This is a genomic window from Deltaproteobacteria bacterium, from assembly GCA_029860075.1.
GTDB lineage: Bacteria > Desulfobacterota > JADFVX01 > JADFVX01 > JADFVX01 > JAOUBX01.
In genome coordinates this window covers 65,991-81,383 of record JAOUBX010000004.1, presented here as the reverse complement: position 1 = coordinate 81,383, position 15,393 = coordinate 65,991, and the positions used below count along the sequence as shown (strand labels likewise).

The 15,393-nt window shown below is 45.8% G+C and carries 9 protein-coding genes; all 9 read right to left on the bottom strand.

Features of this window, described 5'->3' with window-relative positions:
* Window positions 1-51: 51 nt before the first annotated feature.
* Window positions 52-2,661, bottom strand: a complete 2,610-nt coding sequence (locus OEV42_02215; GenBank protein ID MDH3973070.1) for a cytochrome c3 family protein — start codon at window positions 2,659-2,661, stop codon at window positions 52-54.
* A gap of 436 nt (window positions 2,662-3,097) precedes the next feature.
* Window positions 3,098-6,004, bottom strand: a complete 2,907-nt coding sequence (locus tag OEV42_02210) for a 4Fe-4S binding protein (protein MDH3973069.1) — start codon at window positions 6,002-6,004, stop codon at window positions 3,098-3,100.
* Window positions 6,005-6,176: 172 nt separating this feature from the next.
* Window positions 6,177-7,106 carry a hypothetical protein gene (locus OEV42_02205; GenBank protein ID MDH3973068.1) on the bottom strand — a complete coding sequence of 310 codons (930 nt, stop codon included), beginning with the start codon at window positions 7,104-7,106 and terminating at the stop codon, window positions 6,177-6,179.
* A gap of 167 nt (window positions 7,107-7,273) precedes the next feature.
* Window positions 7,274-8,266, bottom strand: a complete 993-nt coding sequence (locus OEV42_02200; GenBank protein ID MDH3973067.1) for a hypothetical protein — start codon at window positions 8,264-8,266, stop codon at window positions 7,274-7,276.
* 1 nt (window position 8,267) lies between these two features.
* The gene (locus tag OEV42_02195; protein ID MDH3973066.1) at window positions 8,268-8,858 is read right to left on the bottom strand and encodes a hypothetical protein; all 591 of its coding nucleotides are present in this window, start codon (window positions 8,856-8,858) and stop codon (window positions 8,268-8,270) included.
* On the bottom strand, window positions 8,855-10,105 hold the full coding sequence (locus OEV42_02190) for a hypothetical protein (protein ID MDH3973065.1): 1,251 nt from the start codon (window positions 10,103-10,105) through the stop codon (window positions 8,855-8,857). Before OEV42_02190 ends, OEV42_02195 begins: the two co-directional genes overlap by 4 nt.
* Complete coding sequence (locus tag OEV42_02185; protein MDH3973064.1) at window positions 10,102-10,338, bottom strand: hypothetical protein; 237 nt, start codon at window positions 10,336-10,338, stop codon at window positions 10,102-10,104. The genes OEV42_02190 and OEV42_02185 overlap by 4 nt, the downstream gene beginning before the upstream one ends.
* Before the next feature lie 299 nt (window positions 10,339-10,637).
* Entirely contained in the window at window positions 10,638-13,748 is a 3,111-nt protein-coding gene (locus OEV42_02180) for a cytochrome C (protein MDH3973063.1), read from the bottom strand.
* Between the two features lie 276 nt (window positions 13,749-14,024).
* Window positions 14,025-15,161, bottom strand: a complete 1,137-nt coding sequence (gene sfsA, locus OEV42_02175) for a DNA/RNA nuclease SfsA (protein MDH3973062.1) — start codon at window positions 15,159-15,161, stop codon at window positions 14,025-14,027.
* Window positions 15,162-15,393: the final 232 nt, after the last annotated feature.

Sequence of the window (15,393 nt, the reverse complement as noted above, 5' to 3'; positions counted from 1 at the left end):
TGAAATAAAACGTTGTTGTTTGATATGCAGCAGTGATTTGCTCTTGAGGCTTTACTTTAAGTAGTCAATTCCGGCGTCTCTTCCCAGCTTGTCATGGTAATACTTATATTTAATCCTTGTTTCCAGACCATGACATTCTACGCAAAAAGTTCCTTTTGCTCCTTTACGCCTCAAAAAGCTGTTGAGAACGTCTCCCTCGATATTATTTCCGGGAGGGCCATAGACTACTTGTTTCTTTTTACCGGGAGACCAGCTATGGGGATTATGGCAGGTGACGCATCTTATTTCACCGAATTCGCTTTTTTCATCATTTTTATCAAAGAGTGGCAAAATGGTGGTTTTTGAGCGAAGGACAATATCTTTGTAGGGGTGATCGAATTCCTTGATTACTTTCTTCCCGGCATTGCCTTTGTCTGTATGGCACTCAAAGCAGAGAATATCCTTGTTGGTAACTTTTAAAGTACTGCTATAGATACCGAGTCTGCCTGAGTAGAGAAAGGATGCTTCCCTTTTGCCGCGATGCATGGAGTGACAGCTTCCGCAAAGGCCAGCCTCCAGGGGTGTCTCCTTGAGGCCATTTTTGCTCTCTTTGGCGGTAATACGAAGATCATGGTCCATGCCCGGCATATCCTTCATCCTTTCATGGCAATTAAGGCATAGCTCTCCGTTTTTGTATTCCTCTATAAGGGCAGGAGTACCTTCCTTGCCGTCATGGACTGAATGACAGGTGAGGCAGTCCATCTCTTTAATTTCTCTTTTCCCTATGGTGATTGCCTTTTTAAACTTCAGTTTTACGGGATGAACTCCCTTTTTGCTTGCTTCCTCTTTATTTTTTGCATAAACCCTTTCATGACAATCGATGCAGGGAAGGTCATTTTGAATCTTCCTTGAAATAAGGGGAGAATCCTTTTTCCCATTATGGACTGAATGGCAGGTATTGCAACGGATGGATTTAATCTCTATATCCCCAAGTTTAAGAGGTTTTTCGAGATCGAGGGTTACAGGGTGAACCCCTTTTTTTCTTGCTTCTTTCCATGTTGTATTGTAGAGCCTTTCATGACAGGCAGCGCAAAGTTCACCCTTGCTGTTTTTCATGAGGACAAGTTTCTTTTCTTCTGTTCCGTGGGCTCTGTGGCAACTATTGCAGCTTATTCGTTTTCTGGAATCTATTTTTGCACCATGATCTTTAAGTATTTTGGGGAGCCCTTTTTGCAGAGCTTTGGTTGATGCATACAGCTTTTCATCGGCTCCCTGGGGAGGTTTTTTAAGGATAATACCTGCAGGATGGTTGACTCCTTTAAATAGGCGATTCTTTACCCCTACTTTATCTTCTTTTGACTTGTGACAGGGGAGGCAGTCACCCGTTCCTTTTTCACCCCCTCTTATCCACCGGTTTTTCGTCTTTCCCAGGTACCCTTCATCTTCACGTCCAATTTCATGGGGCGTGTGGCAACTTCCGCAGTAGAGCTGTTTATCAGCTATGAGTGGATAATGGTCGGGAACATTGTCTTTCCTTTCAGTTTTCTTATTGGGTTTCATTCTCTTCTCACCTGACGGGTGCTGGTGTCCTGTGCCGATGGATGGCCTCGACTCTATAACGGCACCGTGATGGCAGCTGTAGCACATAGGGGAAGAAGCAACGGGGAGTTCGCCGCCTTTGTCTTCTTCCGCTTCATAATCCGGTGACCAGGAAAGGTGGCAGGTAATGCAGTCTCTTCCAGAAGCTGTACTGCCTGAGCTGTTAACGCTATGGGAGGATTTGTGACTCTCTGATATACTTAATACTTCGATGCTGTTGCTGCCCATTTGAGCGACGTAAAGCCTGTTACCTTGAATTTTGATGCCGACAGGGGTATTGAAAATGAGGGCTTTACCTGATTTGTCCTTGATGTATCCCGAAAAAAGGCCTCCCTTAAAGACCGATATCTTTCCTGAATAGGCATCAGAGATGAAAATATTATCGTCCTCTATAGAGATACCGTTTGGCCTGTAAAGAGTACCCTCACTTGTCCCAAATGAGGAAATATCACCAAAATAGTTACCACGGGCATTAAAATATTTTATTCTTCCATTTAATACATCGACTACATGAAGGTAATCATCCTTGTCGAAGGCGAGCATGAAGGGAAAGTGGAATTCCTCCTCACCTTCGCCTTTTTTGCCGAAACATTTGATTCTCTTACCGCTGGCAATCTCGGTAATGCATATTCTGTGATTTGCCCTGTCGCTCCAGAAAATGTCTCCTTTGCTCACCGCTATACCTGTCGGTTCCGGTGGGGTAGGGCTGTCATGATCTGAAGTGAGAACGATGTTTTTAATGTGGGAACCATTAGTATTAAATATAGCTATGCGGTGGTTAAGGGTGTCGGCAAGGTAGAGGTATTTACCTTCAATGGCCATAGCCATGGGGAGCTTAAAGCTTTTCTCTCCCTTGATCGTTGTCAGTTGTTTTCCCTTGTTACTGAATACTTTTATTCTTCCCTTGACTCCGTCCAATACATAGATTTTGCCTTCTTCAGAGATGGCGATGTCACTAGGTTGGTTGAAGTTCCCTTTTATTGACAGGAGTGGCTCTGCAACAAAGGGTGCAGCTATAGATGCAGATGGCCATAGGAGGGAGAGGAAGAGGAACGTATATAATGTTTTTGAAAATAACGACATATATTTGAAATGGGTTGCGTTAAATTTAAATATAATTCTGATACTTTTTTCCAAAGGGGCCAGCCATAACTCTCCTTGTCGTTTCACTCCTCGCAAAGACAAATCCTGTCTTCGCGAACGAAGTGACGCGATCTCAAACCTAGTAATGCGAGATTGCCGTGTCGCTGCGCTCCTCGCAAAGACAAATCCTGTCTTCGCGAACGAAGTGACGCGAGCTCAAACCTAGTAATGCAAGATTGCCGCGTCGCTGTGCTCCTCGCAAAGACAAATCCTGTCTTCGCGAACGAAGTGACGCGATCTCAAACCTAGTAATGCGAGATTGCCGCGTCGCTGTGCTCCTCGTAAAGACGATCCAAATTTTTTTACAATCCAAGGGGAGGCTGGGAGGGGTTATGATGAGCCTATCGAGTATGAAACAGCTTTAACTTATCAACCGCTACCTCCCCAGCACCTTCAGATTTATCGGCCCATTCTTTTTAAGCCTCTCCACAAACTTTGCAATGCTGCTCTGCTCAATTTTCTTTCTTTTCGCATCGTCATAGCCCAGGTCTTCCAGTTCAAGAAACTTCTGGTCCTTGCTGTGGCATGTGCTGCACCCCAGTTTCTTTTTTGAAAGTGGGCTATGCAATTTGAGGATCAGGCTGGCTTTATCATCAATAGAGAGTGTTTTAAGATTCTTTGCAGTCTCCATGGCGAAGGGATGATCCTCCAGGAGTGTCTGTGGCTTACCCTTGATAAAAGAGGCGATTTTCTTATTACCACTCCTTGTTGTTTCTTTATAAGAAATACCGGACATGTATCCGCTCTCCATATCGATCCACCTCTTTTTTACTTCCACTCCTTTGGGGGTGAAGTGACAGCCGTCACAGGTAATGAAGTCTGAATGCATGTTAAGGAATGTCCTGGTCTTTACCTCTTTTTTATGAGGAAGGTTGCCGTGGCATGAAGAGCAGAGTGTCTTCGGGTCATCATTAGAAAATGACCGTCTCTTGTGGTAAGGCTTTAGCGTCAGGGTAACAGGTTCAACCTTTTTATGTTTTTTAAGCTTCTCTTTAAGTTTGTCAGCATCACTCTGCTTAACTTGAGCCCTGTCAAACATGTCAAGGTAGAGATTGTCAGCCTTTGTTATGGCCGGTGTGAGGAGGAATAGCAGGAAAATAAGGCTGCTGAGCTTTTTTCCCTTGTCGCTCCCGGCCTTCTTCTTGCCCTTAGGCGTCCGTTTTAGCATTTTTATCTGAAAACTGTCTCCACCGAGAATGGGCCATTGCTTTCCTTTCTTTTTAATCACCGTTGACCAGCCAAAATTCAGGAGTAGGGTGAGCAGGGCAAGGGGTACAAGTACTGCCGCTATCCTGAACCAGTTTGAGCTGAGTCGCCTTGAATCGATGGGTGCAATTTCTTTATCTGCCGGGGGCAGATCCAGTGAATGCATGGCTGTCCTCACAAAACCTTCGTTAAGGGGTGATGTGGCATAGCTGTGGCATTTGTCCTGTCCGCAGGTAGCGGCAAGATTGTCCTTATGAGTTGATGCTTTTAAATCAGAACCTTGCCGAACATTATGCTTGAAACCGTCAGGTGAGTGACAATCAATGCAGGAAGCCCCCATTTCGTCTTTCATCATAACCATCTTGGCGTGGAGCGTCATATTGTAGCTTTTAGTGGCCAGGATAAAAGGCGCTTCAGACTTCTTCTTTTTACCGCTTTTCCAATCAGTAATCTTAGCTTTAGTCATTTTTTCTATATCACCGTGACAGTCGTTGCAGAGCTTGTTTCCATTCTCTTTGTCCCACCTGCCGCCCATAAAGCGCCTGAAAATATGTCCGCCGAACTGCCCGCGCCAGGCAACGCCCTGGTGGCATCTGCCGCACTCCCTGTCACAGTTGACAAAGAGCTCCTTGAACCTGGCCATATTTTCTTCCTCAATATAGAGGCTGTTGCTGTGACAGCCCCTGCATGAGGGGGATTGGGTCTCTTTTTCTTCTTTCAAACGGTTTCCGCCGGTGAGTCCTTTTGACCATCCCTCTTTATGAACGGAGCCCTTGTATTCTTCACTTACTTTTTTGTGGGAATACTTGTCTCCTTTGGAGGGTTCCTTCACGTGACATGTTGCGGCACAGTCAACTTCACCATTTTTAACTTTGTGGGGGTATTTTTCTATTTTTCTGTGGCAGTCCTTACAGGGGACGGAACCATGCAGTGAGGCATAATAGTGTGATTCGTCGATGGTTGCCGTTCTTAAGATTCCCTGCTTGTCTATATAGTCGAGGCCTTTAATGGCATGACAGCTGAGGCATCCGTCGGGATCGATCTTTCTTGGCGCGGCGCCTGCCCAGGTAGCGATAATGAAAATGAGAGACATTGCCAGCACGGAGACCATAATGATCCTCTGCCATCTAATGCCTGCCAGACCCTGACCCTCTCCGGGATTATAGAGGGCCGTCCACTCAGGAAGAGGTGGGAGCACCTCATCCCTTTTTCTTCTGTGCCTTCTCGTATCGGGCGGGATAGAGAGATACTCGATGGCGCCGTGGTGGCAGACGTCTACACACTCATGGCAGGACATGCAGGAAAGCTGGTCTACAAGGGCTATTTTATCATCCATTTCAATGGCGCCTGTCATACAGGCCTGTGCACAGGCCATGCAGCCGGTACAGCGGTCTCTTTCCACCCTGATGTGCCGTGTAAACTTAAATGCTGCGCCTATCCTGTTGACGATACCGTCTATGGCCCCCACAGGACAGAGGAATGCGCAAAAAGCCCGTCCCTTGCTGGCAAAAAAGCCGAGAAGTGCAACAAGGGCTACATTGGCAATACCGATGGATGAGAGAATATAGTTCATACCCATCTGTCCACCGCCGATAGCATCAAAGATTCTCGGTATGGTCATGAAGTTGCAAAGGGTGCAGGCGCTTATGCCGATCATGGGCATCATGACGAGGTAAAAACCGAAGTAGCCATACCTTATGGCTACCTGGGGTAGTGCGCGGTATTCGATCTTTATCCTGTTGTTTAGGCTGCGGCTCACAAGTTCAGGAAAGCCTCCCACAGGGCAGATGAAGGAGCACCACAAACGCCCAAAAAAGAAGGTAACGATGAGTATGGCCAGAAGGAGGAAGACGCCGGCAATGGAGACTTTCAGCTGTATCGTCAGGTCATCGAGGCCCATGCCGGGGAAGTAGAGATAAAAACGCCTTATGCAGAGCGTCCCGCAAAAGTCGTTACTGTTGAAGAGTCCGGGGATAATAAGGAAGGGAGCAAAGAAGAGGGCACAGGATAGGATGATCGTTGAATATCGCACCTTCTGCCAGTTATGGATTCTTATGAGTCGTTCCAGTATATTCATGTGATTTTACCTTTGTAAATTTCTAGTCATCTTGAAGACAATATTTCCCTCCCCCTTGATGGGGGAGGGCTAGGGTGGGGGTGAAAAATCCCAAAGTTTCGACTAGTTCAAGTAGTTTCTCCCCCTCCCCTTAATCCCCTCCCACCAAGGGAGGGGAGACTATAGATAGTTCCTACCTTTCAAATGTATGGCATGCCAGGCATAATGTGCCGTCCTTTGCAGGCAGCCTGAGCAGTACTTCCTTGGTTACCTTTTCATATTCCAGAGAAAACTCTTTTCCCTCTTTTTTTGAATACTTTTCCAGTCGTTTTTTCTTGTCTTCAGCAAAGACCTTTCCCCACTCTGTTTCAACATATTCAATCCCCTCTGCAACATCATGATCTTCCACCTGTGTTCCGGCAGGTTTGTCTTTACTGACAACGCTTTTTTCATGCGGTGAGTGACAGGTGATGCAGCTTATCTCTCCGGCTTCAGATAAAGGAAGTATGATGTTTTTCTTTTTTTCTGATTTAGTCATGAATTTTTTCATCTCTTCCGATGGCTTTTTGAGATGATTGAGGGCATTCATGTGTGGAGTTTTCAAATGACAGCCGAGGCAGAGCTTTTCAACAGGAAGACGGAATTGAACTTCATCCATACTCTTGACCTTTTCAGGGTCCGGCCTTGACCTATGACAAAAGGTACAGTTGTCTTTTATAAGTTTCCCTTCTTTATCGATCATTTTATGAATATTTGGCCGCTCGTAGTCTTCTTTCTCATGACATCGGTAGCAGAAGTCATTCAGTTTGGAATAGGGGCCACCTATAAGGAAAAGATTGTCTTTCTTATCGATGTCGTCATAGTTCATATCCATTATTCCCTTTATCCCATGACATGTCTTGCAGGTGATCAGTCTTTTCTCTCTTAAGACAAACTCTTTGGCTACTTTCATAGATTTTGGCGCTTCAATGTCATAGGGGTGGAGGTGCAGTTCACCCAGTTTTTCCATGTCGATGGCATGAGAGTTAACTGAAGTGATTAACCACAGAGACAGGGAGGCACAGAAGGTGAATAGTAGTTTCTTTGGTTTTTCATTTATCATTGTTGAATCTTTCAAAATCATAAATAAATCAGTGTCCAATTAATTCCTAAACTTCCCCTCTCCCTTGATGGGAGAGGGCTAGGGTGAGGGTGAAGACATTTAGAAATTGCAACTGCCTACTATTCCCCCTCCCCTCAATCCCCTCCCACCAGGGGAGGGGAAGCATTTTTTTCAAAGTAATACCAACTCTACAAGCCCGACTGCACCGCCTCCCCATGGGTATGGCAGGGCCTGCAGTCGACACCGACATCATGGACACCTGCAAGGCCGTTCCCCGTATCGACGTCACCAGAATCAAGTATCGTATCCATGCTGTGACAAAGGACGCAGAGCTGTGAATAATTGCCTCCCGTTACATTGGCAGAGTAAGGGGTATCCCTTAAAGCTTCAGGAAGATACTTTGCCCCGGCCTGCGAACTGTCGATAATGAGCAGGTCATTTTTTGTGCCATGCAGGGAGTGGCAGTCACTGCAATCAACAACGGTGCTGTAGTTATAACCGGTCCTCAGTCCTGCATAGGTTCCAGAACCGACGCTATTTATCTCTCCGTGAGAATCGATAAGGGTATAGTCGTCTTCAATAGCAATAAGTGGATCGTCGTAAGAGGAGCCCGTCATTTCATAGCCCGGCTGCTGCTGGTCGCGGTTGTGGCAGCGGATGCAGAAGTCATACTCCTTTGTGTAAGGCCTGTTAAAACCGCTTGCATCAGGGTAGATGCTAAGATCCCTGTTGAAATCAAAGTTGCCGTTCATATCCGATGCCTCATGGCAGACGATACAATTTTCATCACTTATAGCATTTGAGCTTCCCTTGATGAAATTGTGGGAAAAGCTGCCCTTCATGTAGGGAGCATTGGGCATATCTAAGGTGTTATGGCAGATGATGCATTCCCTCTTTGTATCCGTCCCGTTTGTCCCGTGGCAGCCGGTACAGGTATTGTATCCTTTTGCATTAACCATGTTTTTAATGAGATTATTGCTTTCATGAATCACATCAAGCAGGTGGCAGCTCCGGCAACTTGAAAATCCCCAGGCTGAACCATTGCCGCCATGTTTTTCGGTAAGGATAAGGTTTCCCGATTCAATGGATGCATAGTCGCTATTATCCAGGTCGCCGCAGGCTGAAAAAAAAGACAGTATGAATATGAAGTAAGCTATCTTGATAAGCTCATTTTTCATCATATCACCGTATACTCCTGTGACAATTATCGCAGTATCGGCCCTTATGGCATTTGCCGCACTTGCCTGGAGATGTCCTTGCCTCTATGCCGTGACTTCCCATATAGGCAGGGTTATGGACTCTGCTTTTGCCGCTGTCTCTCCTGAAGTGGCAGTCAGTGCAGAAGGCATTGCTCATATGGCATTTCTTACATGCCGTCTCATCGATAGCGGAGTCATTGCCGTGGTTTTCTATGTAGTTGTAGCGATGGTCTTCGGGCCATATGGTGTCCGGCTTTTTGTGGCAAAGAGTGCATTCCGAAGGCGCTTTTAATGAGTCTACATGGCATTCGTGGCATATGACCTCCAGAGGTTCATTGGCTATGATGGTAAGCGCTTCCAGCTTTTTAAGGTCTGTTACGCTATTTTTTGTAAATATATGACAGGACATGCAGGGATCTTCATCCTTCATTGCTTTAAAGTGTTCATTATGGGGGAAATAGAGATCTTCCATTCCCTCCCGCTTTTCCCACCATCGCTTTTCTTCGCTTTTATCTGCGGCAAGGGAGGGCAGGGCAGGTAAAATTAATAAGATCAGAAAAATGAATGCTTTCATAGTTTGTCCTCACTGAATGTGAGGCTTAGCCTCGTTCCAATCCTGTACTCATCATCGTAATCACTATTGATAATGTTCATACCGTAGAGTGAGAAAAAGAGGTCGCTATCAATCATCCTGTCTATGGCTATATCCATACCGTAGCCCTTGTTTTCACCGGTTGTTCGTTTATCTAGAATCTGGTATATGGCCGTGAGCTTCATTTTTGTTTTAGCGTCAATTGAGCTTTTTGAAGAAAGAAAGATGGTATGTGCCTTTTCTTTATCCAGATAGAGGTAGTCCGCCTCCAGATTGAGATCGATACCTTTCTTTGTTCTCAGCATCGCTCCCGCTCTTGTTCCGTAACCCTTTTGTCCCATATGGTGATTAACTTCTTTTCCTGTGACATAAAGGTCGAGTCTTTTCATTGGAAAGTAAAAAAGCTCACCACTGATGACTTCTTCTTTCCCCTTTGCGTAGAGTCTGTAAAAACGGTCCCTCAGGGAAAAATCTTTATCGCCCGGTTCATAGATGTTGTAAGCAATCCGGACAAAGCTTTTTTCCAGAAGCTTTATGCCAAAGGCCGTACTCATTGTTTCGATCGTTCCATCTTCCATGATGAAATCGCCGCCCGTTTGAAACTCCCAAAAGCCTGTCTCTTTCATCTCAGCAGCGGATGCTTTGGCAAGGCCCCAGGTTAATCTAGACAACTTATCTTCATCGTATATCTGCTGATATCCCATTTCAACAAAGAGATTAATAAAAAAAGGAGAGGCCTTGGCCGCCTTATCTCCCCTGAAAGTAAGCTCCATACCGCCTGTAGAACCGGCACTCAGCTGCTTATCAGATTCAACCCGTAAGAGCTTACCTCCATAGAAAGAAAATGAAAGTGCGCCGGTACCTTTTTTAAGATAAACTCCATCTATAGCGTAGTAGCCGCTCTGGTCCGACCTTTCAAAGCGTCCTCCTTTTATGAGGAGTGATAACTCCTTTAATTCTCTTTCACCATAGAACTGGTATATTTCACCATGCCATTCTTCTTCACGATAGGTGCTGCTGAAGGTCAGGCCATAAGTACTTGCCTGCTCCCTTTTTTTAATAAGAAGGTCTCCCCATCCTTCAATATAGGTGAGGTCCTTGTTGTACCTGTTGTCTGCCTCGATGAGGGCCTCCAGTCTTCCTTCAACTCCGCCATAAAGAGGGAAGGGTAAAAGGAGGAAGATAAAAGCAATAAGGGCAAGAACATGATTTGATATTGTTCCTGTCACGGATTTGATCTGTTATCCCTCGAATATATTGAATCACCCTTTTTGTTTTTCATGACCGCCCAGCCTCCCAGGGAAAAAAGGGCAACGAAACAGCTGCCGCAGGTGGAGCAGATGCCTGTTTTTGGGACTGTACAGGCAACGGAGAGAAGTGCAGTACCGGAGGCTATTCCGCTGCCGGCCAGCCAGGGGGCCACTTTATTTGTCTTTTCTGTAATTCTCTTTTTGTTATCCATGAGAGTTTTTCCTGTTTGTAACTATTTGGTATATGAAATTTGTTAAGGTTTATCCTTAAATCCCAATATTTCCCTCCCCCTTGATGGGGTCTTGATGCCCCTTGAGGGTAGAGGGTTAGGGTGGGGGTGAAAAATATATGGTATTTTGAGTAGTAAAAACAGTTCTTCCCCCTCCCCTTAGTCCCCTCCCACCAGGGGAGGGGAGATCTGCTGTGGGGTTATGAAAAGTAACCTACCTTCCCCTCCAATAAAAAAGAGGCAGGAAAGCTTCCTGCCTCTTTTAAGTTCACATTACCTTATCAGTAAAGGCCCGCTTTTTTCCTGTACAAAGATAAACCTGCCGACGCTGCAGACAGGAAAAGCAGTGTGAACACAAGCTGCTGCACCATGTTCATTTTCACGAGAAAGTATGCCACGGCAAAGAGTGGCCAGAGCAAAACCCTTACGATAGATCTCATGGTTTCATGTTTTGCAATCCAGTCCGCCATGGGTGGGCTGTGCTTGTAGTAGAAGTCTACAAAAGCCGTACCCGGTGCATTGGTAAGGAGGATCTGGTCACGGAAATCGCGAAGAACCTGAACATGGCCCTCTTCATAGGAACCATAGGCTGCCGTTGCGATAAAACAGAAGCCCTTTCCACCACTGCTGCTTCCACCGGACAGGGTACTGGCTCCCGATGCCGCTTCAACGGTACTATCGGCCACCGTATAGTAGCTCAGATGGTTAGTTGCAAAGAGGACATAGCCCGGGCCATCCAGTTCGCTTGCAGGTTGAATGGCGACTATCTGTGAACTATCGATAGCTGACCATGTTGACCCATCGGCAGATGTGAGAATTTTGACTTCTTCCTTATTTGTATTTGTGCCTCTATAGGGAAGCTTAATAACTATATATTCATTATTAAAGGTGGTGATATCATCGCCCTGGCTGTTAAGAAGGTCTATGGAGTATACCTCTGCAAGAAGACCTCCGAAACCGGCATCTGAAGCAGAATTGCTGATTGTCTCATCTGAAATGGCAATCTCCATGCGGGCTGATGAAAAAATGAAATCACTCAGGCCACCATCGTTGAACTGTTCGGCAATAATGGCTATTTTTCTGACTGCCTCATCACCGTAGTTAGGCTTGAAAAGGAATACGTCAGTCACTGTCAGGTAGCTCGCTTTTAAGGCAGAGACTTCATCCATGTTATATATACCGCTTGTTCCAAATGCCTCGGCATCTCCTATTTCCCTTGCTTCCAGTTCAGCAGCCGTAGCTATTTCAGCATTGAAACGGGTCATAGAGGGATTTATCTTTGACGCATAGAGAACATCGGAGACATTTTCCGTAACCTTACCTGCTTCATCGACCTTCATATAGGGAAGATCAAAGAGCACAATTCCTTCATCAACGAGTCGCTTGTCAACGAGTTGGGTTACGGTCTTAACATTTCCCGCGCCAAGCAATCCATCAGTAGATATGAGGGCGCTAATGGTAGTTCCATCACCTTTGTATGGATGACACTCTGAACACTGTACTGAAGATACACCGGGCCTTGTATTGTGAGATATGACGTACTGGTTGGATTCCGTCCATACCAGAGCCGTATCGGGATTTGTAACACCCTTAAGCTTGAGCAGACTGTCGTAGGCCTTCTTCAATCCTACAAATCCGGCATAATCGCCAGGATCACCGAACCTGAGAGAACCGTGAGATATCCTGGCTGTTACGGTACCGTATTCGGTGCCGGTCATGGGGTCGGTGATAATACCGATGGTATTACCACTTTCATCTTTACTCTGGACAAAGACGGCATTTCTCTCGGTCTGAACGAGGATACGACCGCTGTTCTTGTCTTTCCAGTAGTAACGGATTCTGGGATTATAGGGGGAGATCTTTAAAAGGCCGTCTTCACCTCTCCTGTAACGATACATGATCTGAATAGCTCTGCCCCTGGATATTTTGTCAGTAATATGACATGCCTGGCAGGAGACAACATCGAGGTGGGTCTTTGTTATCCTGTCAAGGGTGTCTGTCGGGTAGCCTGACATATCCCCGTTGAAACGCCATATATCGAGATGAACAGACTGCATTGATGAGTAACCGCCGTAAGTGGGGCGATTGGCCGCTCGGTCGTGACAGTATTCACAGGACTTTGCATTGGGGTTATAGTCAAGGTCGTTTCTCACGTCCATATCGCCATTACCCTTAAGAAAGTTGTGGTCGGCGTCAAGGTCCGTATTTGCTTCATTGGATCTGAAGTAATGTCTTCCGTGACAGGAACTGCAGTTGTCTATGAGCCTGGTTACGCCATTTTCGGTCCAGTTTTTTCCTTTATGGATGTCGTCCTGGTAGTCTTCTATCATGGTGCCGTCGCTGCTGTAATCGATAAAGGCTGAATCACCGAAACCATAGAAACCACGTCTCGAGTTGCTTGTGAGATGACAAGCCATACAGTTATCATTTTCCGGGAAACGAAGCATGGGGATTGTTAATTGCCTGTTTTCATCAAATACAGAGGCATTCCATGTGAGAACAGGCTGTCCGTCTTCACCTAATACAAGATGCCCTGAATCATCCCGGTTAAAAAGGACGGCGCTTGAATCGGGAATCTCCACTGAAGCAGGTTGCATGTTCAGGAATCCAAAGATGGCCGTACCCATGTACCTGAAATATCCTGCCGAGGCAAGGTCATGACCTCTTAATCCACTTCTGTATGCACCTGCAAGAGCAGATGCAGCCATGCCATCTTTAAGATTGGAAAAGTCACCGTGGCAGCGCATACAATCGCCTTCTACGACGCCACTCTTTTTCCAGTTCCACTGTGAGATAGTATCGATGGAGGCCATTGTGTTGTTCGTCGTCGTTCCCCTGTTGAAGTAGTCACCGTCAAGGTAAGTAACAGATTCCGGATCTTTCTCATCGTATCTTGTTCCATTCCTGTCTTTCTCCATCCATCCACCGCCCATATGGCAGCCGTTACAGCGCTGTATCCAACCGGCAGAACCTTTATCGGCAAAGTCGCCAACGCTGGCGTTGTCTTTTTTTGCCAGTACATCCTGGTTGCTACCGCCCATGCAGTTGTAACCGCCAAAATAGCCGGGAGATACGAAGTGTGGAAGTCCCCTCTTTTTACCGTAGTCATCGCTTGCCTCATCACGACCCATTTCGAAGTGATAGGCGTGAGTAATTGCTTCATAGTCATGGCATCCTCCTCCATCGCCATTGCCGCAGCTCTTTCTCGGACTGTAGGGTTTTGCGCTATCCAGAACATGAGCACCATCTTCATCATAGAGTGGAATGGCCGGGTGAAGTTCCGCAGTGGCTGCCTGCAAGTTCCCGGCAACTACGAGTAATAAAATTATAGAAATGGCAAGGGCCCTTTCTGCCCCCTGCATTAGTTTTTGCAGAGCTTTGTAGATCTTCATTAACTACCTCCAAGAAAATATTTAAAAATCAAAAAAAAGTCCCCAAACTTTATTGGGGACGGAATAGGAGGATGGAATAATAATTCCATCGCTACAGGAGGCAATAGCAAAGGGTGTGCCAAAGTTTTTTAGCTTGTCTAAGTATAAGAATATAAAGGAAATATCATGTCTTGCCTCTTGGTATGGCAGGCGTAAGATATTATTTTATTTTTTTTATTTCAAACAGTGATGTTGTATTTGCAACAGGATAAGCTTGTCTGAATTAGGATGGATTTATTAAGGGAGATCGATCAATCTTTCCATTCTGTATTGTTGAAGAAAATCATGAAAAACAAGTGAACGCAGGGGGTCTTCATTCATTCCGAAGAGATGTGATCCGCAGTTGCAGTCCGTTGAACCAAAAGAGGGAACCTGCCAGTGGACAAGCTCCTTAAGAGAGTTGGCTAGTTGACACTCTATTCTATTAGCCGTACGAAGGGGGAGGGCAGCATGGAAATGGGCATGTTGTCTCAGGTAATCTATATGCCAGTGCATGTTTTTCCTGAGCCTTTTGTGGCGCTCGATTCGTTTTGTCAGGTTTTTCATGGCTGAACCGACGTAAATATAAAAGCCTTTCTTATATTGGATATGACCGAGGCTCCCCGTTTCTATTGAAACATCTTTATCAAGTTTCATCATGAAGAGATAAGCTCCTCTGTCAGAAGCCTCTCTTTCTATTTTCTCCCAGGGAATGGATACCTGTCTGACTTTATTATGGAGGGAAAGATCATCCCGCCAGCCGATGGATAGTGGGATAATATCGATCTTGTCTTTAGCCTTGATAAGTGTTAAGGCAAAGTTGAGGTCCGTATGGTATTCAGGGCTGAAAACCTCTACATGGGGTGAGCTTATTACGAACAGGACGACACAACGCGTCTTGCCTGAGGAAAGGTGGACAAGTTCCTCTACATGCCTCTTTCCTCTCTCGGTAATGGCATCGGGAAACATGGCGACCCTTTCACTGAAGAGGGTACAGGACTTTACTTCAAGGTAAATGTCTTCATCACCTCTTTTAAGGAGAAAATCAAATCGGCTATTGCCGTACTTGACTTCACTTCTTACTATCTCAGCATCTTCCAGACCCGGCACGAGTCCCCTTTCCAGGAGGTGCCTTGCCGCATCATTTGTCTTATGAGTATGAAGCATGACAGGCCTTCCTCTGCTTTCCACGGCGACTACCGTCCAGGGGATCTTTCTCTCCTCGTTGTTACTCCTTTCGATATAGAGAGTAACGCCGGGGAAGAGAAGTTCCCAGAGTCTGCCGGGATTAGGGAGGTAGGTTTTTGTCTCCTTGCCGTTAAGGTCGCAGATGATGATGAAGCGGTTGGGCCGGGAGATGAATTTTGCTTTGCTGATGTTGTTGAAGAGTTGCATGAATATTTCTGTTTTTTGTTTTGGAAAACCTTCCCTTCCCTTTCCTGAACCTCTCCTTATTGAGGGGAGAAAGATAGTGATGGTTCTCAGATTTCCCCTCCTTGATAAGGAGCACCCGAGGGCATAAAGGGATTAAGGGGTGGTTGAAGAATAAACTATTTTCATTTGATTTTTTAGAAGTTGAGTTTTTACCACCCCCGGCCCCTCCTAAAATAGGAGGGGAGCTTAAAAT

What these genes read in the sequence shown, in the direction of transcription:
- OEV42_02215 (MDH3973070.1), bottom strand. Translation starts at nt 2,661, where the DNA reads ATGTCGTTATTTTCAAAAACATTATATACGTTCCTCTTCCTCTCCCTC.
- OEV42_02210 (MDH3973069.1), bottom strand. Translation starts at nt 6,004, where the DNA reads ATGAATATACTGGAACGACTCATAAGAATCCATAACTGGCAGAAGGTG.
- OEV42_02205 (MDH3973068.1), bottom strand. Translation starts at nt 7,106, where the DNA reads ATGATTTTGAAAGATTCAACAATGATAAATGAAAAACCAAAGAAACTA.
- OEV42_02200 (MDH3973067.1), bottom strand. Translation starts at nt 8,266, where the DNA reads ATGATGAAAAATGAGCTTATCAAGATAGCTTACTTCATATTCATACTG.
- OEV42_02195 (MDH3973066.1), bottom strand. Translation starts at nt 8,858, where the DNA reads ATGAAAGCATTCATTTTTCTGATCTTATTAATTTTACCTGCCCTGCCC.
- OEV42_02185 (MDH3973064.1), bottom strand. Translation starts at nt 10,338, where the DNA reads ATGGATAACAAAAAGAGAATTACAGAAAAGACAAATAAAGTGGCCCCC.
- OEV42_02180 (MDH3973063.1), bottom strand. Translation starts at nt 13,748, where the DNA reads ATGAAGATCTACAAAGCTCTGCAAAAACTAATGCAGGGGGCAGAAAGG.
- sfsA (MDH3973062.1), bottom strand. Translation starts at nt 15,161, where the DNA reads ATGCAACTCTTCAACAACATCAGCAAAGCAAAATTCATCTCCCGGCCC.